29 protein-coding genes are annotated in these 20,895 nt (G+C 63.4%); 11 read left to right on the top strand and 18 right to left on the bottom strand.

Going from position 1 to position 20,895, the window contains the following annotated elements; genetic code table 11:
- Positions 1-156 precede the first annotated feature (156 nt).
- On the top strand, positions 157-726 hold the full coding sequence (locus KBY93_RS13690) for a DUF4236 domain-containing protein (RefSeq protein WP_255094985.1): 570 nt from the start codon (positions 157-159) through the stop codon (positions 724-726).
- 186 nt (positions 727-912) lie between these two features.
- On the top strand, positions 913-1,188 hold the full coding sequence (locus tag KBY93_RS13685; RefSeq protein WP_255094984.1) for a hypothetical protein: 276 nt from the start codon (positions 913-915) through the stop codon (positions 1,186-1,188).
- Between the two features lie 33 nt (positions 1,189-1,221).
- Here the strand turns inward: KBY93_RS13685 and KBY93_RS13680 are convergent, their stop codons facing one another.
- The 8 genes from KBY93_RS13680 to KBY93_RS13645 all read right to left on the bottom strand — a co-directional run bounded on the left by KBY93_RS13680 (position 1,222) and on the right by KBY93_RS13645 (position 4,563).
- On the bottom strand, positions 1,222-1,905 hold the full coding sequence (locus KBY93_RS13680) for an HD domain-containing protein (RefSeq protein ID WP_255094983.1): 684 nt from the start codon (positions 1,903-1,905) through the stop codon (positions 1,222-1,224).
- Positions 1,905-2,552 (bottom strand): hypothetical protein, encoded by a 648-nt coding sequence (locus KBY93_RS13675; protein WP_255094982.1) that lies wholly within the window; start codon positions 2,550-2,552, stop codon positions 1,905-1,907. Before KBY93_RS13675 ends, KBY93_RS13680 begins: the two co-directional genes overlap by 1 nt.
- A gap of 100 nt (positions 2,553-2,652) precedes the next feature.
- Positions 2,653-3,024, bottom strand: coding sequence for an AbrB family transcriptional regulator (locus tag KBY93_RS13670; RefSeq protein ID WP_255094981.1), 372 nt, complete (start codon positions 3,022-3,024; stop codon positions 2,653-2,655).
- 76 nt (positions 3,025-3,100) lie between these two features.
- Positions 3,101-3,271: a hypothetical protein gene (locus tag KBY93_RS13665; protein WP_255094980.1), complete on the bottom strand. Its 171-nt coding sequence runs from the start codon at positions 3,269-3,271 to the stop codon at positions 3,101-3,103.
- On the bottom strand, positions 3,271-3,555 hold the full coding sequence (locus KBY93_RS13660) for a DUF167 domain-containing protein (protein ID WP_255094979.1): 285 nt from the start codon (positions 3,553-3,555) through the stop codon (positions 3,271-3,273). The genes KBY93_RS13665 and KBY93_RS13660 overlap by 1 nt, the downstream gene beginning before the upstream one ends.
- Positions 3,556-3,759: 204 nt before the next feature.
- A complete protein-coding gene (locus KBY93_RS13655) occupies positions 3,760-3,963 on the bottom strand; it encodes a chlorophyll a/b-binding protein (protein ID WP_255094978.1) in 204 nt (67 codons plus the stop codon).
- Between the two features lie 122 nt (positions 3,964-4,085).
- Complete coding sequence (locus tag KBY93_RS13650; protein WP_255094977.1) at positions 4,086-4,292, bottom strand: hypothetical protein; 207 nt, start codon at positions 4,290-4,292, stop codon at positions 4,086-4,088.
- 67 nt (positions 4,293-4,359) lie between these two features.
- Positions 4,360-4,563 carry a hypothetical protein gene (locus KBY93_RS13645; RefSeq protein ID WP_255094976.1) on the bottom strand — a complete coding sequence of 68 codons (204 nt, stop codon included), beginning with the start codon at positions 4,561-4,563 and terminating at the stop codon, positions 4,360-4,362.
- 396 nt (positions 4,564-4,959) lie between these two features.
- On the opposite strand from KBY93_RS13645, the gene KBY93_RS13640 reads away from it, so the two are divergent.
- Positions 4,960-5,193: a hypothetical protein gene (locus KBY93_RS13640; protein ID WP_255094975.1), complete on the top strand. Its 234-nt coding sequence runs from the start codon at positions 4,960-4,962 to the stop codon at positions 5,191-5,193.
- Between the two features lie 3 nt (positions 5,194-5,196).
- Here KBY93_RS13640 and KBY93_RS13635 read toward each other — a convergent pair whose 3' ends face one another.
- On the bottom strand, positions 5,197-5,586 hold the full coding sequence (locus tag KBY93_RS13635) for a hypothetical protein (RefSeq protein WP_255094974.1): 390 nt from the start codon (positions 5,584-5,586) through the stop codon (positions 5,197-5,199).
- Positions 5,587-5,734: 148 nt separating this feature from the next.
- On the opposite strand from KBY93_RS13635, the gene KBY93_RS13630 reads away from it, so the two are divergent.
- The 4 genes from KBY93_RS13630 (at position 5,735) to KBY93_RS13615 (ending at position 10,421) form a co-directional block, all read left to right on the top strand.
- Positions 5,735-6,055, top strand: a complete 321-nt coding sequence (locus tag KBY93_RS13630) for an MTH1187 family thiamine-binding protein (RefSeq protein ID WP_255094973.1) — start codon at positions 5,735-5,737, stop codon at positions 6,053-6,055.
- 294 nt (positions 6,056-6,349) lie between these two features.
- The gene (locus tag KBY93_RS13625; RefSeq protein WP_255094972.1) at positions 6,350-8,542 is read left to right on the top strand and encodes a patatin-like phospholipase family protein; all 2,193 of its coding nucleotides are present in this window, start codon (positions 6,350-6,352) and stop codon (positions 8,540-8,542) included.
- A gap of 207 nt (positions 8,543-8,749) precedes the next feature.
- Positions 8,750-9,664, top strand: coding sequence for a histone deacetylase (locus KBY93_RS13620; protein ID WP_255094971.1), 915 nt, complete (start codon positions 8,750-8,752; stop codon positions 9,662-9,664).
- A gap of 100 nt (positions 9,665-9,764) precedes the next feature.
- Positions 9,765-10,421, top strand: coding sequence for an SOS response-associated peptidase (locus KBY93_RS13615; RefSeq protein ID WP_255094970.1), 657 nt, complete (start codon positions 9,765-9,767; stop codon positions 10,419-10,421).
- Positions 10,422-10,624: 203 nt separating this feature from the next.
- Here the strand turns inward: KBY93_RS13615 and KBY93_RS13610 are convergent, their stop codons facing one another.
- Positions 10,625-10,879 (bottom strand): DUF1651 domain-containing protein, encoded by a 255-nt coding sequence (locus KBY93_RS13610; RefSeq protein WP_255094969.1) that lies wholly within the window; start codon positions 10,877-10,879, stop codon positions 10,625-10,627.
- Complete coding sequence (locus KBY93_RS13605; protein ID WP_255094968.1) at positions 10,876-11,079, bottom strand: hypothetical protein; 204 nt, start codon at positions 11,077-11,079, stop codon at positions 10,876-10,878. The genes KBY93_RS13610 and KBY93_RS13605 overlap by 4 nt, the downstream gene beginning before the upstream one ends.
- A 161-nt stretch (positions 11,080-11,240) precedes the next feature.
- Between KBY93_RS13605 and KBY93_RS13600 the strand changes: the two genes are divergently transcribed.
- Positions 11,241-12,695 (top strand): pentapeptide repeat-containing protein, encoded by a 1,455-nt coding sequence (locus KBY93_RS13600; RefSeq protein ID WP_255094966.1) that lies wholly within the window; start codon positions 11,241-11,243, stop codon positions 12,693-12,695.
- A gap of 444 nt (positions 12,696-13,139) precedes the next feature.
- On the opposite strand, the gene KBY93_RS13595 is transcribed toward KBY93_RS13600, so the two are convergent.
- Positions 13,140-13,451 carry a hypothetical protein gene (locus tag KBY93_RS13595; protein ID WP_255094965.1) on the bottom strand — a complete coding sequence of 104 codons (312 nt, stop codon included), beginning with the start codon at positions 13,449-13,451 and terminating at the stop codon, positions 13,140-13,142.
- Complete coding sequence (locus KBY93_RS13590) at positions 13,448-13,747, bottom strand: galactose oxidase (protein WP_255094964.1); 300 nt, start codon at positions 13,745-13,747, stop codon at positions 13,448-13,450. The genes KBY93_RS13595 and KBY93_RS13590 overlap by 4 nt, the downstream gene beginning before the upstream one ends.
- A 161-nt stretch (positions 13,748-13,908) precedes the next feature.
- Between KBY93_RS13590 and KBY93_RS13585 the strand changes: the two genes are divergently transcribed.
- The 3 genes from KBY93_RS13585 to KBY93_RS13575 all read left to right on the top strand — a co-directional run bounded on the left by KBY93_RS13585 (position 13,909) and on the right by KBY93_RS13575 (position 15,262).
- On the top strand, positions 13,909-14,106 hold the full coding sequence (locus tag KBY93_RS13585) for a hypothetical protein (protein WP_255094963.1): 198 nt from the start codon (positions 13,909-13,911) through the stop codon (positions 14,104-14,106).
- Between the two features lie 342 nt (positions 14,107-14,448).
- A complete protein-coding gene (locus KBY93_RS13580; protein ID WP_255094962.1) occupies positions 14,449-14,667 on the top strand; it encodes a hypothetical protein in 219 nt (72 codons plus the stop codon).
- Between the two features lie 181 nt (positions 14,668-14,848).
- Positions 14,849-15,262, top strand: a complete 414-nt coding sequence (locus tag KBY93_RS13575; RefSeq protein WP_255094961.1) for a hypothetical protein — start codon at positions 14,849-14,851, stop codon at positions 15,260-15,262.
- 617 nt (positions 15,263-15,879) lie between these two features.
- On the opposite strand, the gene KBY93_RS13570 is transcribed toward KBY93_RS13575, so the two are convergent.
- The 5 genes from KBY93_RS13570 to KBY93_RS13550 form a co-directional block, all read right to left on the bottom strand.
- Positions 15,880-16,155 carry a hypothetical protein gene (locus KBY93_RS13570; protein WP_255094960.1) on the bottom strand — a complete coding sequence of 92 codons (276 nt, stop codon included), beginning with the start codon at positions 16,153-16,155 and terminating at the stop codon, positions 15,880-15,882.
- A 35-nt stretch (positions 16,156-16,190) separates the two neighbouring features.
- The gene (locus KBY93_RS13565) at positions 16,191-17,048 is read right to left on the bottom strand and encodes a hypothetical protein (protein WP_255094959.1); all 858 of its coding nucleotides are present in this window, start codon (positions 17,046-17,048) and stop codon (positions 16,191-16,193) included.
- A gap of 112 nt (positions 17,049-17,160) precedes the next feature.
- Positions 17,161-18,273 (bottom strand): LysM peptidoglycan-binding domain-containing protein, encoded by a 1,113-nt coding sequence (locus KBY93_RS13560; protein WP_255094958.1) that lies wholly within the window; start codon positions 18,271-18,273, stop codon positions 17,161-17,163.
- Between the two features lie 2 nt (positions 18,274-18,275).
- The gene (locus KBY93_RS13555) at positions 18,276-18,776 is read right to left on the bottom strand and encodes a hypothetical protein (RefSeq protein ID WP_255094957.1); all 501 of its coding nucleotides are present in this window, start codon (positions 18,774-18,776) and stop codon (positions 18,276-18,278) included.
- Entirely contained in the window at positions 18,773-20,419 is a 1,647-nt protein-coding gene (locus tag KBY93_RS13550) for a DUF4055 domain-containing protein (protein WP_255094956.1), read from the bottom strand. The genes KBY93_RS13555 and KBY93_RS13550 overlap by 4 nt, the downstream gene beginning before the upstream one ends.
- Positions 20,420-20,895 lie beyond the last annotated feature (476 nt).

Here is a 20,895-nt window from a genome sequence, read left to right as displayed (position 1 = left end):
CCATGGAGGCATTGGCCCCATGGTGCCTTGCTGGAAGCGGGTCTGCCGCAACCCCCAGCACTCGAAGTGGGTGCCATCGGATGGGATCGAATTTGCTCTGGGAACACATGGAGGGGAGTATGCCCAGATCAGAAGCGCCGGCTTCGGCAGACCCAGATGCCCTTCCGCTTCCGCCGCAGCGCTCGCCTGGGCCCCCTGCGCTTCAACTTCAACAAGAGCGGTCTCACTTCGATTTCGCTCGGGGGTCGCGGAGCTTCCTTCAACATCCCAGTGGCCCGCTCAGGCGGTCCCCGCACCACCGTTAGGTTGCCCGGCACCGGGCTGAGCTGGAGCGCTGAACAGAGCACTGAGGCGCATCAACCGACCCCGGCGCGCCTCCCCGCTGGCCCGGCAGAGGGCCTGCCCAACAGCCGCCGCTTCCGCTCTGGCAAGCTGGACGCCTTCAAGCAGGGCTGCCTGGGTGTGCTGCTGGAGAAGCTGTTCGCGCCCAGATCCCAAGGCCGGCTGCTGTGGGACCTCAACCTGATCACCCGGCTGCTGTCGGATCCCTCCATCGGCAGCCGAACCCAGGGGCTTCTTGCCGTGATCGAAACCCCGGAAGCGATGGAGGCCTACTTGCTTCGCGCCCAGAGCCAAGAGGATCTCAAGCGCCGGGCCCATCGCTGCATCGAGGCAGTTCAAGAAGCGGGCCGGCTGGCCCAGGGGCGGGGCTGGCTCCGGCCATGACGGTCACTTGCGGGCCCTGATCCGTCGTCTGCAGCAGAACACCCTTGATGGCGCAGGGGTACGCGCCGGGCCTTCCCATCGTCCGCACCGCGGCAAGGGCGGTGCAAGTCGGCCTGGTGGCCGACCCTTGCCATGCGGTGCGGCGTCGGGGGCGTCCCGTCTGCGCGCCAGCTGGCGCCTGCTGCCATGCCCAGTCCTGTCCTCCACTCCAGCGATCCCGCCCTGCTGCTGCGCCGCTGCCGTGTAGCGATCAATGCCGTGCTTGAGGCCCCAGAAGCCCGGCGCAGATGTGGAGCTCCCTTCTCGTCCAGCGAGCGCCGCTTCCTGCAGCTGGTGGTGCTGCCGGTGATCGATCAGTTCCTCGCTCGCCTCCAGTTGATCCGCGCCGCCCAGGAGCAGCAGCAATGGGAGCGCTACGAGGCCGCCGCGCCTGGGGAAGCCGGGCCATCCAGCGGCGGCTGAGCAGCGGCACCAAAGGGTCTGATGCCAGAGCGATCACAACGGCATCTGCTCTGAACCCTGTTCCTGCCGCTCCAGGTAGCCCGTGGCCCACACCACCGGGCTGATGCCGCGGGGGATGATCCGCTCGTAGGCCGGGCTGCGCAGGATCTCGTTCACGGCTTCCCCGAGCAGCTCATTGGAGCGGCTGCCGGGCAGCCGGTGGCTGAGGGTCTGGTGGATACGCAGCAGGTACCAGGCGGTGCCATCGATCCCCGGGTTGAACCGCTCCCAGCTGCCGGAATCGCGGCGGGCATCGAGGACCATGTCGCGGGCGTTGTGGGCCTTGTCGGCCGCTGTCACCAGCAATGAATCGAGTGGCTTGTGCTCCAGCGAGGCCACGTAGCGCGTCTTGCGCACGATCCAGGGTTCCTTCTTGGCCCCCGGCGCCACTGGCCCTGCGGTGTCGGTGCAGTCAGCCACGATCCGGGCCACCCGCGTCCCGTAGCGGCCGGCAATCGAGGCCTCGTCCTGATCGGCATCCTCGATCGCATCGTGCAGCAGGCCTGCGATCGCCTGCTCCTCATCGCCACCGTCCTCCCACACCAGGCCGCTCACGGCGATCAGGTGGGAGATGTAGGGCACGGGTTTGCCCTTGCGCCGCTGGCGGCTATGCAACTGGGCGGCCCAAAGCAGGGCATCGATGTAGCGCGGGCTGTGGAGATGGGGCAGGTTGGTCATCAGCGATCGGAGGCCGGCGGGGGCAGCCGCTCCAACAGCAGTTCCAGCTTGCGGTCCTGCTCGCGCAACAGTCCCAGGAAGCCGGCAGCGGTCACAGCCAGCACAGCAAGCCAGGCCAGGGACGTCAACAGCACAGCCTTCAGGACTCCGGAACTACCCACCACTGCTGGCTGGTCATCGGCTTGGAGTGCCGTCGCGGTGGGAGCCGTGTCCTCGATCTCCAGATTGAGGACCAGCCGCAACACTGCTTCCGGCGTCACCGGAACGATGGCGGAGCTCAGCACTGGCAATTGCGAGGTATCCAGCAGTTCCTGGCGGCAGCGATGCAGCCCACCACCTGCCCAGAACATCCCCCACGCTCTGTTGTTCCGCTGAAGCACCACCCACCGCTCGGGTCTGGCGTCAAGCCGCGCCAGCTGAGCAGCCTTGGCCAGCGACCAGCTGCGGCCAGCCGCAACAGAAGGATGGGCTTCCAGAAGCAACTTCCCATGCGGGTCACATGTGAAACCCGTCACCACCTGCAGCGCAAAGACATCCACGATCTGGCACGGCACCGCACGCTGGTCTTCTCTCCACTCCGGTGCCATGAACAGCAGTGCACCGCCGTGGCGGCGCAGACAGTCATTGACGAGCTGGTTTTCGTGCACCGTGCCCCTGTGCCAGGGGCAGCAACGCTAGGGAAAGTTGTGCCTCACACCCTCAGCGACTGAGGCCTTGACGCCACCCGTAACAGAGGTGAATGCTCCCTCAATCCTCGTCGTCGCTGGCGCCAACGGGGATCAGCCGGATCTGCTTCTTGCCAAGCTTGATCTCGAACTCATCGCCAGGCTTTAGGCCAAGCTGGCCGGTGTAGGCCATGCCCACCAGCAGGTTGCCGTTGCCCTGCACCTTGGCCACGTAACTCAAGCTGCGGCCAGCTTGACCCTTGCCATTGCCACCGTCCTTACCAAGGCTGACGCCCTTGGCCTCCAGCAGAGCCTCATAGAAGGCGGTGAAGTTCAGCCGCTCACTGCCGTCCTTCTTGCTGCTCACGTAGCCGCAGGCGCGCACCAGATCGGACTTGGAGGCATCCCCAAGCTCCTTGACTTTGGCGAGCAGATCAGGACCGGTGAGTGCCATCAATGTGGGTCGATAATGGATCCAACATAGAGGAATGGGAGAGCCTGCTAACACCAATGCTGCAATCTTTGTCATTTCAACGGCGCAGACTTCTGCGGGCCTCTCCATTACCGTTGCGCTCCAGATACCGGTGGCCCTGGCTGAGCAGGACCTGGGCTTGTTGATAGGAGCCGATCGCCTTGAGGCTGTAGTGCTTGCCTGCAACCGCGCCAGAAACAATCCCAAGCTCCAGAGAGGCTCTGCTCATCACTGGGTGTGGCTCACCCCCAGAAGGGCACACCGCACCCGGTCCACCGACAACCCCTCCACGGCGATCCATTTGCGGCGGCTGCTCTGGCCACGCACCAATGCCACTCTGCTGGGAGCGATGCCAAGTCGCTCGGCGACGAAGCTCCGCAACGCCTCATTGGCAGCACCATCAACCGGAGGAGCCGTCAGGCGGATCACCACCGCGTCATCCCTCATACCCACCACCTCGTTGCGACGGCTGCGCGGCTGGATCCACAGGGCGATGCTCGCGCTGGCCTTCATTCATCCCATCCCGCTGCCTGCCTGGATTCCATCGACCTACCGCAGCATTGAGGGCATCGGGAAGATCAGCAGCATTTGAAGCTGCCGATTCCTCTGGCATTGCGATCGCAAAAAAATAGCCGGCGCCATCGGTGAAGGGCCGGCCGGGGAAAAGGGCGATCGTGGTGGCCGCAAGCGCTGGTGGATCGCAGAAAACGACTGGCCTCAACGCTGGGACAGAAGAGCGAGATCGGCGATCTGCTTGAGGATGCCATCTCCGCTGAACGCCTCCACGATCAGACCGATCGTGAACCCCAGCATCGCGACGCGTCCGTTGAGACGCTCAGCACGTTTGAGATCCTCGTCTCGGATCTGCTTGGCGGCAGTGTTCAGGAACCAGGTGTCGTCGGCTTGAGTAGCTCGAGTCATGGGAAACCCTTGCGAGTACAACGAAAAGTTACGGATATCGCCCAGGGCTTGACGTAGGGAGGAATACCTAGTCCTGATCTGCGCACAAATCCTCGTTTCAGGCAGATGGACCGGTCTTCCTCTCAGGGGTCACCTCCGCTACGGCTTTCGATGCGTTCCTCCACCGCCTCCCACACCACCCGGTAGGCCAGGCTCTGGGCATCGCTGATCGCCTCAGCAGCAGGGTGCGTCCAGGCCACCTGGCAGGCCAACGCCTCGAAATCCTCCGGGACCACCGTCAGACCAAGAAGCTCCAGCGCCGTCGCCACATCGGGTAAATCGGGAACCATCGGCCGTCTCTTCATCGGACCGCACAGCGAGACCGCCGCTGGTGATCCTTGCGGCGATGGGCGTTCCTCATGCCGCCAGTGGGACGTCGGCCTCGCAGCCGCTCTCCAGCTCTTCCCACACCCGCCGGTAGGCCGCGGTCTGCACTGCGCTCCATGGCTGGGAGGCCGGGTGCCGCGCGGCCACCCGCCGGGCCAGGTCCTGCCGATTTGTGGGTGTGGTTCTCAGGCCCAGTACGGCCAAGGCCTCAGGGAAATCCGTTGACGTTCCCATGGCTGTCATCAATCGACCGGTGATGTCAGGATGTTCGCCACTGCCGCCACCTGCGCAAGAGCGGACGCCGTTGGCAGTGTGGATCTTTATAGAAGCCGCACAGTTCGCCTTCACCCACCAGCCAGGTTGACGTTCACCTCATCGATTACCTCGGCCACGGTGCGGCCGTAGCGAGCGATCCACCGCCTGGGGCCTGAGCGTCACAAAGGCCTCCTCAGACCCAGCTGATCCGCACCAGCTGATCACAACTGAGCAAGCCTGAACAGCTGGTTAATGCACAGCCATTCACCAAAGCGTGCCAGGGTGATCACCGCCAGTGATCCAGCTGCCATGGTGTCCGTGAATGGAGCGGAGCCCTGCCAGCGCTGTCATCCCTCGTTCGTCATTGATCACAGCATGCGGTTCACCTTCTCCCTGCCGCTCAACACCGCCTCGGTGCGCAAGGTCCTTCAGGCCCGCGGCATCGAAGCGGTCCTGGCGCAATGGCCTGAGCTGGAAGCCCATCGCTCCCTGCTCAGCCAGATCCAGATTGAGGAGCAGGAACGAGCGGCCTATGAACGCCTGAGCCAAGTAGCGGCAGGCCGGGTGGAGCGTTTGCTCGATCTTCTCAAGCACGAGGTGGCGCCATAGCCATCAGGAGTGCTGCTCCAGCCCCTCCAGCGCCGTGCGCAGCTCACCGATTAACTCCTCATCCAGCTCGGTGGCGGTGATTTCCTCGCCCACCAGATCCTGGATCAAGGGGTAGAAGCGCACCTCGAACCACTTCCGAAACACCTCGTAGGTGCGCTCCGCCGGCCAGGTGGCAGTGTCGCGATGCCAGTAGTCGAGCTCGGCTTCAAAGATCGCCTCGTAGACCTCCTCGAGGATCTCCTCTGCCTCCTCTTGCGTGTCGTAATCAGGGATCAGATACAGGCAGGGCTCACTGGCTCCGGCAACATCCACATCCAACTCGAGCTGCCTGGCCCAGTCGAGCAGTTTCTGGCTGGGGTAGATCCCCACCGCACAGCGGTTCACCACGGCCATGGCCCACCCGGCGGCATTGCCCGAACGCTAGGCCTGGCCAACGGAGCGGGCTGGCCACTGCCGGGGAAGCCGGACACCGGCTCGACCCTGAACAGAGGAGAGGCCAGGAGGATGGGAGCCTCTCCATGAAGCCCCCGGAGGCACATCGATGAAGGTGATCGTCGATCTCTGCGTCGTTCCGATTGGAGTCAGCGTCAACCTGGCGCCCTACATCGCTGCCTGCGAACAGGTGCTGCTCGACGCCGGCCTCAAGATTCAGCTACACCCCAACGGCACCGCGATCGAGGGCGAGTGGGCGCCCGTCTTCGAAGCGATCAAGGCCTGCCATCAGGCCGTGCACGCCATGGGCTGCCCCCGCATCACCTCCGCCGTGAAGGTCAACACCCGCACCGATCGGGACCAAACGCTGGAGGACAAGGTGGCCAGCGTTGAGGCGTTGCTGCAACAGCTGCCTGAAAGGGGCCAATGAGAAGGGCGCCCCGTGTCGGGCGCCCTACTGCTCCGCAGAAGCCAATGGCTAGGGCCGGTTGCAGGGCTTGGGCTCGCGCTGCCCTGGTCGAGGCCTCTGATTCATTCACAGATCCATTTGCCCCGCAGCAGGGGAGCTGCGTCCCAACCGGAACCGGCGCCAGCCCGCCGGCAGTGAGGAGCGGCAGCTCTACACAGAGTTCCAGTCCCTCCTGCTGGAGGGAGAAGAGGACGATTGATCTACGGCTGAGGGGCAGCGGATCGATGCCAGGCTGGGGCCAAAGGCTCCTGTGCCATGCCCCTTGATTCCTCCGCAAGGCTGGCTCTGTCGATCTCGGGCGGTGGACACCGTGCAGCCGCATTCGGACTCGGCACGATTGCACTTCTGCAGGAGCTGGGGCTCATGGAGCGGGTGGCGGTTCTCTCCACCGTCTCGGGCGGTTCGCTGGTGGGGGGCTTCTACCTTTGCGCCAAAGCCGGGTTCCTGCACGATGCCGAAGACTCGCAGCGGGACCTTGAGCATTGGCGCAACGAAGGGTTCCGGCAGAGGTTCCTGCTTCCATTCCTCGCCTTCCTCCATGACGGCCGCCTGGGGGACCGTCTGGTGGCTGACCTGCTGCCGATCCCACTGGGCCCAGAAACGAAGCTGATTCGCAGCGCTGCCGAGGAGGTGCAGGCCCTGCTGAAAAAGCATCGCTGTCCTCACACGCTGGGCCACGAGGCGATCCGCGCCCTGCTGGCGCTCGACGACTGCGCGCCCGATCACGTCTATTTCAATGCAGCCGATCTCACTTCGCTGGATCTGTTCCGCTTCGGGGTGATAAGGCAGCCCATCACCGATTCTGCCAACGAGCTTGCCTACAAGCCTGCCTACGTGGTGAATCGCTTCTGCATTCCGATTGACTCCAAGAAGGAGGATCCAGCCCAGATCGTGGCCGCCTGCCTGCGGATCGCCGATTGCGTGGCGGCCTCCTTCTGCTTTCCCGGTGGCTTCGAGCCGCTCCTCTTCCCCGACGATTTCCTGCGCCTCCAAGCGGAGGACGAGGAGACCAGGGCGGTGACCACGCGCCTGTGCGGCGGTGCCGCGGCGGTAGCGCTGATGGACGGGGGCCTATACGACAACCTCGGCCTGGCCAGCGTGGAGATCGCCATCCAGTCGCTGCGACTGGCGGAAGCAATCCGGCTCAAGATCGAGCCCCACCTGACAGATGCCGAGCGGGCCCGCACACCACATGACGAGCGAGGCCGGATCTACGTTCTGGCCACCGATGTGGACAACATTCAGCCGGCGAACAAGGCGCTGGATCCGTCCAGCCAGAATCCACTAGAGGTAGCCGCGAACCCTGATGAGGCTCGCCGCCGCAGTGGTGGTCTGCTTGCCGCCCGCCGCTGGACCTGGGCTTTGCTCAGCGGTGTGGGCGGCGCCCTGCTGCCGCTGCTGACGCTGTTGGCCCTGCCGCCGGCCGCGGTTGTCTGGATCGTGCGCCAGCTGCCCGTGCTGCGGCAGCCTTTGCTGGGATGGATCCGCCGCAGCCCGGCCCTGGCGCTTCCGCTGCACCAGCTGGGTCTGGTGCCGAATTCCGCCGGAGCCACGAGTAGTGCTGGCGTGAGCGTGCCGCTGCTGGCGGGGGCCGCCCTGCTCTGGACCCGGCGGCGTACGGCGCAGGTCTTGCCGGCCTTCAACGGCTACCTCAAGCGCACCCGCAACCTCACGTATCAGTACCTGAGCTACAAGTATCAGAAATTCGCTGGCGGTGAACCCAACACCTTCCTGCTGCGCAACCTGATCTTCGAGCTGGCACCCGGGCCGGACTCGGACCCGGATCACCGGCTCGACGAGCTCACCCGGCCACTGGAGGACTTCGATGAACTTGGGGCTGAGACCCATCACAAAGCCAACGATTGGATCAGCAAGAAGCTCGAGCCCATCGCCTGGCTGCTGGAGCTCCCCTGGCCTGAGGATCCCGAGGGACTGCTGCATCTCCCCGAGCGGTTCGACAGCGAGGCGAACCGTAAGCGGCTTTGTCAGCTGCGGGCCGATCTTGCGCTTGATGAAGCAGTGCGGACCTGGCAGCGGATCCAGGCGGTGCTGGCTCGGCCGGGAGAACCGCTCAGCCAGGCTGGTGAAGCCCTGACCTGCCTGTCGCGCGTGGCCCGGAGCGTCCACAGCGGGCTGCAGGCCCCATCGGGTCTGACACTGAGCGGTGATCCGCTGCTGTCGCAGATCTGCGAGATGGCCACGAACCTGCCCACCACCCTCTGGCTGGAGGAGTTCCGTCATTACGTGCCCAACACCTTCCTGCCCGATGGGCGGATCCAGCACCCGGGCGGCTGGTACGTGGATGAGGGTTTGGTCGGCTCCGGGCTGGTACGAGCCAATCTGTACAAAGGCGTGGCGGTGGACGTGGCCGTTGCGGCTGGCTTCCTGAACACCTGCTTCAATCTGCTGGAGTTCACAGCGAGTCGATTGCCCCTTGTCGAGAAGTGATGCAGAGCTGTGCCAGCCACGGCACATCTGAATCCGAGCTCTGGGGTCAGAACTTCCAAGCCAGAGGAGAAATCCCCTTCGAAAGCAGGAGAGCAGAGAGAAGATGCCGATGTGGCTGAGCAACCATGGCGATCCAACGTCAGGGAGGTTGGTCCAGGGGATGTTGCGTCATGGATTCAGCGTGGTGATGGTGCTGATTAGCCGCTGATGCCTCCCGCACTGGTGTATCACCCGGCTTACTCCGTGGCACTTCCGAGTAGTCATCGCTTTCCGATGGCGAAGTTTCGGCTGCTGCATGAGTATCTGCTTCGCCACGATCTGGCATCTTCCGAACAGCTGCATCAACCCATGCCGATCTCCCGCCGGGAGCTCGAGCTGGTGCACAGCAGGCGGTATCACGAGGCGTTCTCACGCGATCGACTCAACGCGGCCGAGCAGCGGCGGATCGGCCTGCCCGCCACCCAGCCACTGGTGCGGCGCAGCTGGTTGGCCGTAGGGGGCACCCTGCTCACGGCGCGACTGGCTCTGCAGCAGGGACTGGCCTGCCATCTGGCCGGCGGTACCCACCACGCCTTCCCGGATTACGGAAGCGGATTCTGCATTTTCAATGATGTCGCCGTGGCCGCACGGGTTCTGCTGGCCGAGGGAGCGGTGCGCCAGCTGATGGTGATTGACCTGGACGTGCACCAGGGGGATGGCACCGCTGCCATCTTTGCCGGTGATCCGCGTGTGTTCACGCTGTCGGCCCATGCGGCCAGTAACTTTCCCCTGCATAAGCAGACCAGTGACCATGATCTGCCCTTGGCCGATGGCCTGGACGATGACGCCTATCTGGCAGCGGTAGGGCGAGGGATCCCTGAACTGTTGGAGCAGGTTCAGCCTGATCTGGTGATCTACAACGCCGGCGTCGATCCCCACCGTGACGACCGCCTGGGCCGGCTTTCCCTCAGTGACACGGGTCTGCTCCTGCGCGACCGGATGGTGCTGGAGCTTTGCCTCAGGCGGCGCATACCTGTGGCCACGGTGATCGGCGGCGGCTACGACGCCTTGGAGGCTCTGGTCGCGCGCCATGGCCTGGTGTTCCGCGCGGCGGCAGAGACAGCTCTGCAGCTGGGGCTCTAGATCAGCGGCAGGGCGATGGCGCTCTGCATCACGGTTGCACTGCCGGCAGTCAGGTCACGCAGATTGGGAGCAGTCCCGACTGGATCCACAGGCGTCGCTGATGTGTGGCCGCTACTCGCTCACCACCATGATCGATCAGCTGCTCCCCCGGCTGAAGGGGCCGCTGCCGGATGGTTTCCTTGAGCACTACCAGCCGAGGCAGCAAGTGCGGCCCGGTGAACCACTGCTGATCCAGCGGCAGCAGCAGGGGCGGCTGGAGGTGGGCTACGCCCAGTGGGGTCTGGTCCCCAGCTGGCTGAAGGACACGGAAGGCAAAAGCCGCCCGATCAATGCCCGCAGCGAAACAGTGAGCCAGAAGCCATTCTTTCGTGGTCCCTGGCGCCATCACCGCTGCCTGATTCCGGCCGATGGCTTCTACGAATGGCGGCCGCCACCGGAAGGGGCAGGCCATGATCCCAAAGGGAAGAAGCAGCCCTACTGGATCCGCCGCCAGGACGGCGCGCCGTTCTGGCTGGGCGGCCTGTGGGACCACTGGATTGGTCCCGATGGCAGCGAACTACAGACCTGCTGCATCCTCACCACCACCCCCAACGCCCTGCTGCGCCCGATCCACGACCGCATGCCGGTGGTGATCATGGATGGATGGGAAGAGGCCTGGTTGCTGCCGGAAGACGCCGCTGAGCTGCGGGGGCTTGAGGCGCTGATGGCCCCGTGGGATCCCGCCGGCTGGGACGCGATTCCTGTCGACTGGCTGTGATCTGTCCGCTCGGCCTGCTCATCAATTGCGGGCATGGTTGGCGGTTTGGCCCATCAACCATGAAGAAGGGCGCCCCGTGTCGGGCGCCCTTGGGCCGGTTGCAGGGAACTGGTTGGTGCTGCCTTGGTCGAGGCCTCTGATTCATTGATAGATCCATCTGGCTGGGTTGTCAGTACGGCAAACCTCACTCCTGGGCCGCCTCATCACCACTGGGGCTGGCAGGGTCTCCAGCCCTCCTGGCGCTTGGTGGCCCAGAGCTTGAGGGCTTCATCCCGGCTGATCTCCCGGCGGTTTTTGAGCAGCGGCACCGGCTCGCCGGGAAGCAACTCCCCGCTCGTAATCTCCAGCCGCTGGTAGGTGCGTTCCCAGCGGGTCGGGCCAAAGCGCAGCACCTGGCGGCTGTCGCTCAGCCAGCCCTCCTTTGGGGTCAGGGGGACACGAGGTGATGGCCGACTCATGCCTCTGTGAGTCTGGCCTCGATCAACCGGCAGCACTCCTGCACGTCGCTCGCGCTCTCCACCCCCTTGCTGAGCGAGCAGAAGAACTCCCGCCACAGCACCGGCACCGCCAGCAGGATCAGCGGCCTGCCGCCGTTGAGCGCATGGGCGGCTTCTGATGCTGTGCCTGGGCCACCGCCCCCGGTTAGGGATCCCAGCATTCACAACAACTGACGCTAAAACGCCACCACGTCGGCATGGTTCGAGAAGTTGCTGAGACAAATTGATGTGTCCATACTTGTAGGTTGTGTAACTTATGATACGGAAGCTAGAGCATTATTTGTGATTAAAAGAGACTAAGTATGATTACAGGAAACGAGTAATGGTCAGAGACTCTAGTACTAGCTCGATTCAGGAAAGAGCTTATGCCCTATCTAAAGAAAAGCCAGAGAACTCCGACTTTGAAAACTGGATCCAGGCAGAGCACGAATTAAGAAATACTGCCCGCCCACACAAAACATATACATCGCTCATAATATTATGTGTTGCTGCAGCTATCTTCATAACAGTTTCTGCGGGGATTAGGCAATGGCTGGTGCAGGACGATACGTACAGGCAATATCCGCTATTTGCTGATATATGGTATTACACTATTGTTTGGATTATTGCTGTTCTTGCGATAGCTCTTTACTCAAAGGTGCCCTGGACACGCCACAGTTGGCGACATGTCTCGGAAAAGATACTTGGCCTAGGAGATGAAAGATCAGCCTGGGACTGGATCAAATTGTTGGGAGCGCCTTCTCTATTCGCGATGACAGCAGGAGTCCTTTCATATGCCTTTAATAACAGCAACCAAGGGCTTAGCAGGATTTTAGCAGGGGCAAAAGAGCGCGAGGCTATAATGAATGCTTACATCCAGGATATGTCTAGTATAGTAGAGAAAAAGAGATGGATATACCTCAATCAGGATCAGCGAATTGCGATTGCTACCAGGACTCATAATACTCTAGAAGCTTTGGAGAATGATAGCTTGAGGCAGGGGATTGTTTTCCGCTTCGCGTCACGTGTTTTCCCCGACTATACATGCCTTGAAAGCGTTTACTCAGTTAACGAGCCACCGCATCGTCCTATAAAAGAGGCCGAAGATATTAACTGCTACTGGCCAACTAATATTTCCCTTAAAAACATTTATTTAGATGGGCTTCGCATAGATGATACTAATTCAATTTACAGAGGTGTACTCAAGGGGGCCAATTTGACTGGAGCAAAATTGTCAAACTCAAACTTATCCAAAGCTGATCTTGGCAAGACAAATCTTACAAGATCAAAGTTAAACGAATCAGTCTTCAGTCCAGTTACAAATCTAATGGCGGCTGATTTTGATAGTGCAGATATCAACGGATCAAAATTCGACGGAACACGTCTTGACAAAGTCCGCAACTTTAGCAGGGCGTCTTATACGTATATATCGTTTACTAGGCACCCAGCATATTTAGACAAGAAAGCATTTCCAAGCCAATTCAGGGAGGGGAGGCCCAACAAGCCAGCATACCTGTGTCAGCTGATTGAACAGGGGAGAGTTCTTTTCTTGCCTGACAACCCCATAACAAGCGACAACATGTCTCCATACTCTGCGAAGCTCGAACCTATGAAGTTTAAGGATCCTCAGGACTCAGGAAAACAAAAGAATCCCGTGGAACCCATGAGGAAGCAGGAACTTGAGACGAAATCTGAATATGATAAGAATTTTGATAGCAAGTTTAATAAGAATTTTGGTTGCCTCCCTGATCCACCAAAGCCCCAGCCATATATAAGTATGGTCGGGGCAAGAAGATAGCATAATCAAATTACCCCTCATGAGGGCACCGAGGGCAGGCTTGTCCCTTCTCAAGTGTCGTTCTCTTGGGTTCTTTACCCGATTTGATGTACTCCAGCAAAACACAGTCGCCTGTTGCGGTTTTTCGCTTCTCCCAGTATACATTGTTAGATAGATTGGTTCCGTCGCATTGGGGCTGTGCGAATGAGGGCAACTCAGGTATCCCCATGATGACAATAGCGGCTGATACTATTATCATTAGGAGTAGTAGGAGCTTCTTCGGCATTGCTATCGGCAGGGCACAACTCGTGATAGCACTAGAAATGACTTTGTCAATAGTCACAGGACAAGCCATCGGCCTGGAGAAGAGCATTGATATCTGGCAAGAGACACTCCTCCATGGTCATCCCAACTATGGTCTGACGAAATCTCCACCGAGTTGCTGATGGACACCACTACCGCCCTTCAAGAGATCGAGACACGCACTACCGCCGGTGCCTTCTCCACGTAGACCACCACCACATCTGAGCTGAGCACGTTGATCACGTTGCGGGCCTTGCCCATGCCGGTGAACACCGCCAGATCCAGGTCCGCGGTGCACTGCCGCTCCTCACCGTTCCCTTCATCCGGCAGCACCCCCACCGAGCGCCCGCCAGTGAGCAGCACCCACCCCCTGGCGCTGATGCACTCCCCCAGCTGCTCGGCCAGGTCCACAGCCTCAGCCGAAGCGCCCTCTCCGGCACCCATCACACCCACCACCACAGGCCTTTTGCTCATGCCACCTCCGGGCACCAGCCCCGCTGGCGCGTCATGTCCTCAGTCCAACCCTGGCAGCGGCGGGTTAGGTGCTCTCCCTGAGCAAGCAGACCCTGGTGCAACTGACAGGTGAGTAGGGGGATGCAGTTCGCCCCCGCGTGATGGCGAAACCAGTGGCAGGTGAGGCAAACCTTGCGGCTGCGGCTGGGCCTCAGCACAGCCTCATCGAGGTAGGGCCACGCCTCGACGGCCACTTCTTCCCCGGTGGGGTCCCTGTCACGACGGGAACCGCGGAAGCGAGCAGGAGGAGCAGGCACGAGGCCAACAGGCAAGAAGTACACCCGTACTAGCAGGAGTGTCCTCAAGTTGGCCAGTGCGGGCGCGACGTCATGCGCCAGGGGCGGCTGGAGGGCGGCTCGGCACCGCGGCCAGGATGCCCCTGCCAGGGCGCGGCGCGGGTGTCCGTCGCTCGCCCTCCTTGTCCGCCATCGCCTGCATCGGCGTCGAGTTCCTCGAGCCGGCCGATCACCCCGGCGCCCAGGCCCGCATCTGGTTCCTCGATGCCACCGGCCAGGCGGTGCGCCCCTGCCGCCTGGTGCCCGCACCGATCGCCAAGCTGCGCGGCCATCAGCTGCAGCGCTTCTTTGGCGGCGGGTGTTCGCTCTGGATTCGCTGAGCACCTCGGGCAGCATGCCCTTGGAGTGGGCCAGTCGCTTGGTGTCCCGCATCGCGCTCAACCCCCTTGGCGGAAGCATGGCCGAACAGCATCACCTCGGGGCTGCTGCAGAACGGCACCAGATCGAGAGCAGCTCCGCAAGTTCCCCTCGATCGAGAACCACAGGCGGGGTTCAGCACGTCAGGACCGGTGATCTGCTGGGGACGGCGATGGGTCCCCCACGGTGGCCTCCGGCTCGGCTTGGCAAGGGCTGCGCAAGCGGCTTGCCGCTCTGCGGCGGCGCCGCCCCTGCCTTCGCCTGTGCGGGCGGCCAGCACCGAGGGGTCCCTCGCCACCCAACCCATGGCAGCTCCCCAAGGCCCCTTCTGCGAAGTCCGCTTGCTCATGGTTCACCGCTATGAGCCCGGCACCGTGAAGCTCGGCTCCGCAGCCCTCGCCATCGAGCACCTCGGCCGGCGCGGCAAGCCGGTGAAGAAGATGCGGCTCATCCCCGCCGAGAAAGCATTTGCTTTCGCCCGCAAGCTGCAGGGCACGCCCGGCTGCACCGTCTCGGTGATCTGAGCCACAGGGGCCTTGCGGCCCCTATCTCTCGACGTTGTGGCTCACCAGACGGGCTTTAGCGTCAGGCAAGGTCGGCGGCGGCCTTCCTCAGCGTGCGCGGCGGGGCAAGGGCTACGCGAGGCGCTGTCGCGCCCCTTGACCTCCCCGCGCAGGGCTGAGGGGTCCTTCGCCTGGTTCGGCCATGGCACCCATCACGATCTATTCGTCCACGATGAGCGGCATCACCTGGAAGGCCGTCACCGGCCAAGCGGTGAGTGAGCACCTTCTGATGATCGAGATCAGCAAAGCCGGCAAACACGGGCTGCTGCTGCAAGAGTCCCGGCCCTGGGATGCCACCTGCAAGATGTGGCGCTGCCCTCGGCCCTCCGGCATCCCGAAATATCTCTGGGCGTTGCTGAAGCAGAAGCTGCGCCAGATCGAGCCGCGTGAGAAGCCTGGCCCTGCATCGGTTCCTGCAGGGCGCCCCCGGCGTGGGCTGTCCTCCCAGGAGGTCACCCTCTCGGGTCTGGTCCCCTTCCCGGCCTTCCTCGCCATGGAGCTGATCGAAGCCCACCACCCTGATCTCTATCGCCGGGAGTTCGGCTTCCGGGCCTGATCACGTCCCGCCGGGGCGGCTGGCGTCAGCTGGCTGCCCCTTCCCCCCTGCTGGCCGGCGCAGGGGCGGCGGCAGCGGATCGCGGTAAAACGCGATCGAGCCTGCACCGGGCCGCAAGCAACTGTGGCTGCGCCGCTCCACCCACTCGCGCCTGCTTGGGGTTCCCGCGCCAGCCTCGGCGCAGCACCGGACGGCGGCCAGGCGGCTCCAACCGCTCGCTCCCGCTCGGGTGTTCCGCTGCGCCTCGTGGCCGCATCAGGCAGCACTGTCACAGCAGGTGAAGATCAGCCGACGTCGAGGTGATCGCAGAAGTGAATTTCCAGATTTTGCGACATTTCCGAAGCGGTGCCCGCGCGATTCTCGTTTTCGGGGGTATTTACCCCCCTTTTGACTTTTGATGTTGTTTCGCCGGACTTCCTCTCTACAGGTTTTTCGGGCGGTAGTTGAAGGGCGCTTGGTTGTTGGTTGGCTTGGTTGTATTGAGTCGGTTGCTGCCGCCGCGTTTGCAGTTCGCATCATTCAATTATCTGCAGCGTTGGCGTTTTGTTGGCTGCTACCTCGCTGCGCCCGCTTCCGATGGTGCATGGCGCGGGGGTGAGCCGGTCACTCGTGCGGCCTCAGAGCCAGTGACGGTATCGGCTGCGTTGCTTGCGTGCTCGGAGCTTGGATGCCGCAGTGCCGAACTGCGGCGATGTTCCATTGCGCCGACGGCGAACCCAGGTGCCCTTGCGGATCAGCCGGCTGTCCTGCGCGTTGGCCAGCTTCACCTTGACGATCGAGCCGTAGCCGCTCTTGCGCCGCAGGGCCGCGCGTGAGCGGGCCTGGCTGTTGCTGCTGGCGCTCACCACCGTGGCGGTGGTTCGCCGTGACCAGAAGGCAAGGAAGAAGGCCATCAAGGAAGCCCCGGCGTGGCCGGGGCGGCTTCGCGTCAGCTCCTTGCTCCGGCCGGCTTGCGGGCGTAGCTGGCCAGATACAGCTCACTGGCGCTCATGCCCTGCAGGTTGGTGGCCTGGCCGTTGCCATCGAATTCAGCGATCACCGTGGTGGGGCCGATACCGCCGCGCTGCTGGAACAGGAAGCTCAGCACCGGATGCGTTCGCAGGCTCTCGACATGCTCAGCGGCCTGGAGATTGCCGTTGTCGCTGAGCAGCGCATTGCCTTTGGAGTCGATCGGCTCCAGCACATCGCGGCCGTTGCCGTCCTTGGTCAGACGGAACTCACTGCCCACCTGCTGCTTGAAGATCTCGAAGAACGAGCCGCGGTTGTCACCACCGGGGCGGCCTTCGGCATCGATGAACACCCGCTCCAGCAGGCGGTCCTTGCGCAGCTGCTGCACTTCCGCCAGGGCGTCGTCGCGTTCCTTGGCGACGGCCTTCACCTTGCGGGCAGCGGCGGCCTCCAACTGGCGTTCGCGGGTAGCGATCTCCCGCTCGAGCTGCACCTTCTGCCGTTCGGCCTCCTGCAGCCGCTCGTACTCATCGGGGTTGATCTTGGAGAACTGGGCCAACTGACGCTTGAGCGTGCGCAGATCCCGCTCCAGCTGATTCGTCTTGCGGCGCTCGGCTTTAAGGGCATGGGGCAGATCACTGGTCGGCTCCTCTCCAGAGGCAGCCGTCTCCTCGATCGGATCGCTGGGCTCCTCCTCCAGCGGATCCTCATCGGGTTCATCCTCCGGATCGAGCACGTCCTCGTCGGCAGTAGCGGAGTCCTGATTGGGCCAATGCTGCTGCTGCGCGTAGACGAAGGGTTGTTCGGCGCTCTGCAGTTGGTTGATGCGCTTGGTCATGGGTCCACCCATCACGGCTGTGGTTGAAGCGAGCGCCCCGTCCGGGCTGCGCTCACGCTTCCTATTGCCACTGATGATTCCGGCCCCCCCCAACACGGGCCTGCGCTGTGGGTCAGAGCATCTCCGCCGCCTGGTCCAGCAGCGCATCAGCCGTGGCGGGTGGCGAAATCTCCTCATCCAGATCAATCTCGCCGGTGGCGGTGGTTGCGCGGGGCTTGGGCAGGTAGATCCAACCGCCCGCGGGCAGCAGGGTGGACGGCGTCACGCTGGGCACCTGCAGCGCCTGGCCAGGGTCCAGGGGCGACGAGGGCCGAATGGCGGGCACGGCCACCCCCATGCCGAGCGGCAACGGTTCGGAGCTGGGGGTTTCAGCCAGCACCGGGTTGTACTTGCGGATCGTGCGGTTGGTGGTGTCGTAGGCCGCGGCGATCGAGGCGATCGTGTCGCCGGACACCACCGTGTGGCCGTCAGCGCGAAGCAGCTCCGGGTTGTGCTTGCGCAGGGTGTCGACGGTGGTGCCGTAGGTGCCCGCCAGGAAGTTGAGCGTGTCGCCCACCACAGTCACGATCGTCTGCAGCTTCTGCAGGTCGGTGTTCACCCGCCGCAGGGTCGGCACCGTTGTCCCGAAGCGTGCGGCGATCAGGTTGAGCGTGTCGCCCGAGCGAAGCACATAGACGCGGTTCGGCTTGAGCGCGAAGGTCACCTTCTCACCCAGTTCGGGCTGCACCAGGGCGCCGATGCCACCGGGGCCGTAGGCATCGCCCACCATCAGCAGCGAGGCAGCAGCGAACATGGCCCGGGGCGCATGGGGTAGGGCGCCGGGATTGGTGAGCAGCGACAGGTCGCCCAACCAGCAGGCGCCATCGGCCGGGGCGTGAACAGTGGACGGCGGCTGCAGCACACCACCGGTGGCCGGGGGCTGGAACTCGGCCCGAAGGCCCGGCTGTTGCCACTCCTGCTCGGCGGCCAGCCAATCCCAGACGTCGATGGTCGGCTGGGGCAGCACCGCTGCGCGGCAGAGGTAGCCCTCGCAGAGGATGTCGCCGGTGTCGATGCCGGGGCCGTTATCGCGGCTGGAGATCAGGCGGGTCTGCTGGATGAAGCACTCCAGCACGTGCCGCGCCACGGTGAGCGGCTCCCGTGCCGTTGGGAAATCAGCCTGGCGCAGGAGCAGGCGGACATTGGCGACGAACTGCAGTGGCGAGCTGGAGGGTGTTGGCGCCATGGTCAGCCGCGAGCCAGCTGGCCCTGGAAGGGTGTGGGCTGCTGCGCCTGCCAGCTGCGCAGACGGGGCAGCACCAGCAGCAGGTTCTCGACATGCGCCCGCCGCTGTGCGCCGGGGGTGAGGCTTCCGTTGGCTGCGGTCGGTTCGGCGTATTCCGTCGAAACCTCCTCCAAAAGCAACTCGGTGGCGTACTCGATCACATCGAGCTTCCGCTTGGGCAGTTGGTTGGGGTCCACCACTGGGGTGACGGCACCCTTACGCGTGATCCTGGTGATGAACGGCTCGGCTTGCGCCTCGCCACCGGCCAGTCCTTGATCGATCAATGCGATGGCATCGAGGTCTGCTTTCGCGCCAGGGATCGCATCGGGGTAGCTGCGCTCCAGCGATGCCATTTCATCGTTGATGGCGCGGACGCTGGCGGAGGTGACGGGGATTGTCAGCGCCCGGCGGATCGCTTCGAGGTCCGTAGGACGCCAGGCAAAGGGATTGGGTGTTGGCGTCATGGGGCCTCGGTGGTGAGCGGCAGTGCCGCAGGTGGAGCGAAGCTGTCAGGCGCGGTGCCGCTTGGCGTCACCAGCCCCGGCGATGCAGCAAGAGCGAGCTGGTGGCGCAGTTCCTGCGTGCTGATCACACCGCGCTCGTGAAGGGTGAGCCATTCACCGACGCTGGGCTGCCGCCTCGCGGGTGGGGTGAGAGGAGTGACGGTGAGCGAGACGCCAGCACCGGCCTGGAGGCTGTCGCCGGTGGCGCGGCACCAGTGCTCCAGCACGGTGGAGAACACCGAGGTCTTCTGGGTCGCCAGCGACTGAAGCAGCGCGTAGGCCTGCCCCGCCGTCAGGCTCACCTCCTGTTCGGTCTTGCCAGGACCCCGGTTCTGGGTGGGCACCAGCGCATCGCGGCGCATGGTTTCATCCAGCAGCGTCAAGTAGGCGCGGTGCTCCGCCAGGGAGCGGGCGCGGATCTCCTTCCAGTTGAAGTCGGCGCCATCGGGGAGATCCATGAAGGTGTTGGTGGAGAGCACCAGTTGCTCGGGCGAGCGCTGATCGCCGTCCTCAGTGCGCTGGAAGCCGAACTGATCCACCAGGCCCGTGCGCACCCCCACCGGCAGGGCACAGCGGCTGAGGAGGTCCTCGTATTCACTCTTGAGCCGGTAGTGGGTGAGGTACTGGTTGGCCAGTCCCAGGTGCGGCAGATCGCCCTCGCCAAAGGCCGCCCCATCAGCGGCGTACCAGACGCAGGGCATGGTGTGCTGACCCTCCAGCAGCACCGCAGGCCCCAGCGGTTCGGCCTGAAAGCCGGAGGAAGCCGAGGCAGACGGCACGGCCCTGTAGGCCTGAAAGCGCAGTCCACTGGCGGCCAGTTCCGCCACCCGATAGGTCCAGTTGGCCAGGTCGTAGGCCGGCGTGTTGTTGGGGGTGAGGTAATGCACCGGCACCCCCCCAAAGTGGTCGGGTCTGGTCGGGTTGTGAACGTCCACCCGCCAGGCCACCCGAACCGGCAGACCGTTGGGATTGGGGAGTTGCCAGTCGAGAAAGTCAGCCCGAGGCACCAGGGCCAGCCGGGGGAGTGAGAGCCGATCACCGCGACGCAGGGCCTCCTGACGGTGACCTTCTGAGGGCCAGCGGTGCTCGGGCGGGAGCACGAGGATCAGGCAGCCGCCATCGCGCAGCACCAGCAGATCGGCGATGAACAGGAACACCCCCAAATCGGTGCCGCGTCCATCCACATCACCGATCACCGCCTCCAGGGTCGGAGGCAGCGCCTGCCAATGCAGGAAGGAGAGCATCCCGGCGTAGGTGCGCAGGGCATCGCGGAAGAAGCCCGTGGGCCGGGCGTTCTCGATCCGGCTGCGATAAGAGCTGTCGGGTTCCTTGACGCCAGGGGGCAGGTAGACCGTGCGTCGGCTGGTGCCGTCGGGTGCATCAAGCAGGTTCCAGCAGTCGAAGGCCAGCCGCAGGCGATCGCGCAGGCCGCGCAGGGTTTCATGCTCTCGCCAGGGCTGCAGCAGCGGAGCGCCCGTGGCGGCGGCGCGAGCCTGCTGTTCGACCGAGGAGAGCGGCAACCACTTGTTGCGGGATCGGTTGCGACTCCTGGAGGCCACGCGCGTGGTGCTGCTGTGAGCTATTGCCAGGAGGGGTTGCCTCAAGGCTGGTCTGATGCATGAAGTGGCGCTGCCCGTATTTCAGGCTCCTACTGCAGGGCAGCTGGGACATACGGAAGATCAAGGAACTACTGGGCCACTAAAACGTGAGCACGACCGTGATCTCTACCTATGTTCTCAATCGTGGGCCGCTTGGGCTCCGGAGCCCAGCAGACATTGTGTAGCTCCATGATCAAGTGGTTCTCTGGTCCGAGAACCACGGGCAAGCTTTGGGAAATAATTCTGAACGCCTTTGCTGCAATCAGATTCTTGCAATGCACCCGATGTCCTTGAGCTGCGGTTCTCGGAAAGGGGTGAGCACTAAGCGGTGGTTCACGGAAACGATCCAATAGCAAGTTGGACTAAGCCGCTGCGCGGCAGATTCAAAGCCAGCATAGTCAGAGTCATGCAAGATGGCCAGAAACTGATGAGTTGATTGGCGGGCAGCCTGGGCTCCAGCAGCAGGCTCGTTCGCCAGTCGA

Source organism: Synechococcus sp. J7-Johnson (genome assembly GCF_024345795.1).
Lineage (GTDB): Bacteria > Cyanobacteriota > Cyanobacteriia > PCC-6307 > Cyanobiaceae > Regnicoccus_A.
This window is presented reverse-complemented; position numbering and strand designations above follow the sequence as displayed.

Coding starts and splice junctions, on each gene's coding strand:
- KBY93_RS13690 (WP_255094985.1), top strand. CDS start 157: ATGCCCTTCCGCTTCCGCCGCAGCGCTCGCCTGGGCCCCCTGCGCTTC.
- KBY93_RS13685 (WP_255094984.1), top strand. CDS start 913: ATGCCCAGTCCTGTCCTCCACTCCAGCGATCCCGCCCTGCTGCTGCGC.
- KBY93_RS13680 (WP_255094983.1), bottom strand. CDS start 1,905: ATGACCAACCTGCCCCATCTCCACAGCCCGCGCTACATCGATGCCCTG.
- KBY93_RS13670 (WP_255094981.1), bottom strand. CDS start 3,024: ATGGCACTCACCGGTCCTGATCTGCTCGCCAAAGTCAAGGAGCTTGGG.
- KBY93_RS13665 (WP_255094980.1), bottom strand. CDS start 3,271: ATGAGCAGAGCCTCTCTGGAGCTTGGGATTGTTTCTGGCGCGGTTGCA.
- KBY93_RS13660 (WP_255094979.1), bottom strand. CDS start 3,555: ATGAAGGCCAGCGCGAGCATCGCCCTGTGGATCCAGCCGCGCAGCCGT.
- KBY93_RS13655 (WP_255094978.1), bottom strand. CDS start 3,963: ATGACTCGAGCTACTCAAGCCGACGACACCTGGTTCCTGAACACTGCC.
- KBY93_RS13650 (WP_255094977.1), bottom strand. CDS start 4,292: ATGGTTCCCGATTTACCCGATGTGGCGACGGCGCTGGAGCTTCTTGGT.
- KBY93_RS13645 (WP_255094976.1), bottom strand. CDS start 4,563: ATGGGAACGTCAACGGATTTCCCTGAGGCCTTGGCCGTACTGGGCCTG.
- KBY93_RS13640 (WP_255094975.1), top strand. CDS start 4,960: ATGCGGTTCACCTTCTCCCTGCCGCTCAACACCGCCTCGGTGCGCAAG.
- KBY93_RS13635 (WP_255094974.1), bottom strand. CDS start 5,586: ATGGCCGTGGTGAACCGCTGTGCGGTGGGGATCTACCCCAGCCAGAAA.
- KBY93_RS13630 (WP_255094973.1), top strand. CDS start 5,735: ATGAAGGTGATCGTCGATCTCTGCGTCGTTCCGATTGGAGTCAGCGTC.
- KBY93_RS13625 (WP_255094972.1), top strand. CDS start 6,350: ATGCCCCTTGATTCCTCCGCAAGGCTGGCTCTGTCGATCTCGGGCGGT.
- KBY93_RS13620 (WP_255094971.1), top strand. CDS start 8,750: ATGCCTCCCGCACTGGTGTATCACCCGGCTTACTCCGTGGCACTTCCG.
- KBY93_RS13615 (WP_255094970.1), top strand. CDS start 9,765: ATGTGTGGCCGCTACTCGCTCACCACCATGATCGATCAGCTGCTCCCC.
- KBY93_RS13610 (WP_255094969.1), bottom strand. CDS start 10,879: ATGAGTCGGCCATCACCTCGTGTCCCCCTGACCCCAAAGGAGGGCTGG.
- KBY93_RS13605 (WP_255094968.1), bottom strand. CDS start 11,079: ATGCTGGGATCCCTAACCGGGGGCGGTGGCCCAGGCACAGCATCAGAA.
- KBY93_RS13600 (WP_255094966.1), top strand. CDS start 11,241: ATGGTCAGAGACTCTAGTACTAGCTCGATTCAGGAAAGAGCTTATGCC.
- KBY93_RS13595 (WP_255094965.1), bottom strand. CDS start 13,451: ATGAGCAAAAGGCCTGTGGTGGTGGGTGTGATGGGTGCCGGAGAGGGC.
- KBY93_RS13580 (WP_255094962.1), top strand. CDS start 14,449: ATGGCAGCTCCCCAAGGCCCCTTCTGCGAAGTCCGCTTGCTCATGGTT.
- KBY93_RS13575 (WP_255094961.1), top strand. CDS start 14,849: ATGGCACCCATCACGATCTATTCGTCCACGATGAGCGGCATCACCTGG.
- KBY93_RS13570 (WP_255094960.1), bottom strand. CDS start 16,155: ATGGCCTTCTTCCTTGCCTTCTGGTCACGGCGAACCACCGCCACGGTG.
- KBY93_RS13565 (WP_255094959.1), bottom strand. CDS start 17,048: ATGACCAAGCGCATCAACCAACTGCAGAGCGCCGAACAACCCTTCGTC.
- KBY93_RS13560 (WP_255094958.1), bottom strand. CDS start 18,273: ATGGCGCCAACACCCTCCAGCTCGCCACTGCAGTTCGTCGCCAATGTC.
- KBY93_RS13555 (WP_255094957.1), bottom strand. CDS start 18,776: ATGACGCCAACACCCAATCCCTTTGCCTGGCGTCCTACGGACCTCGAA.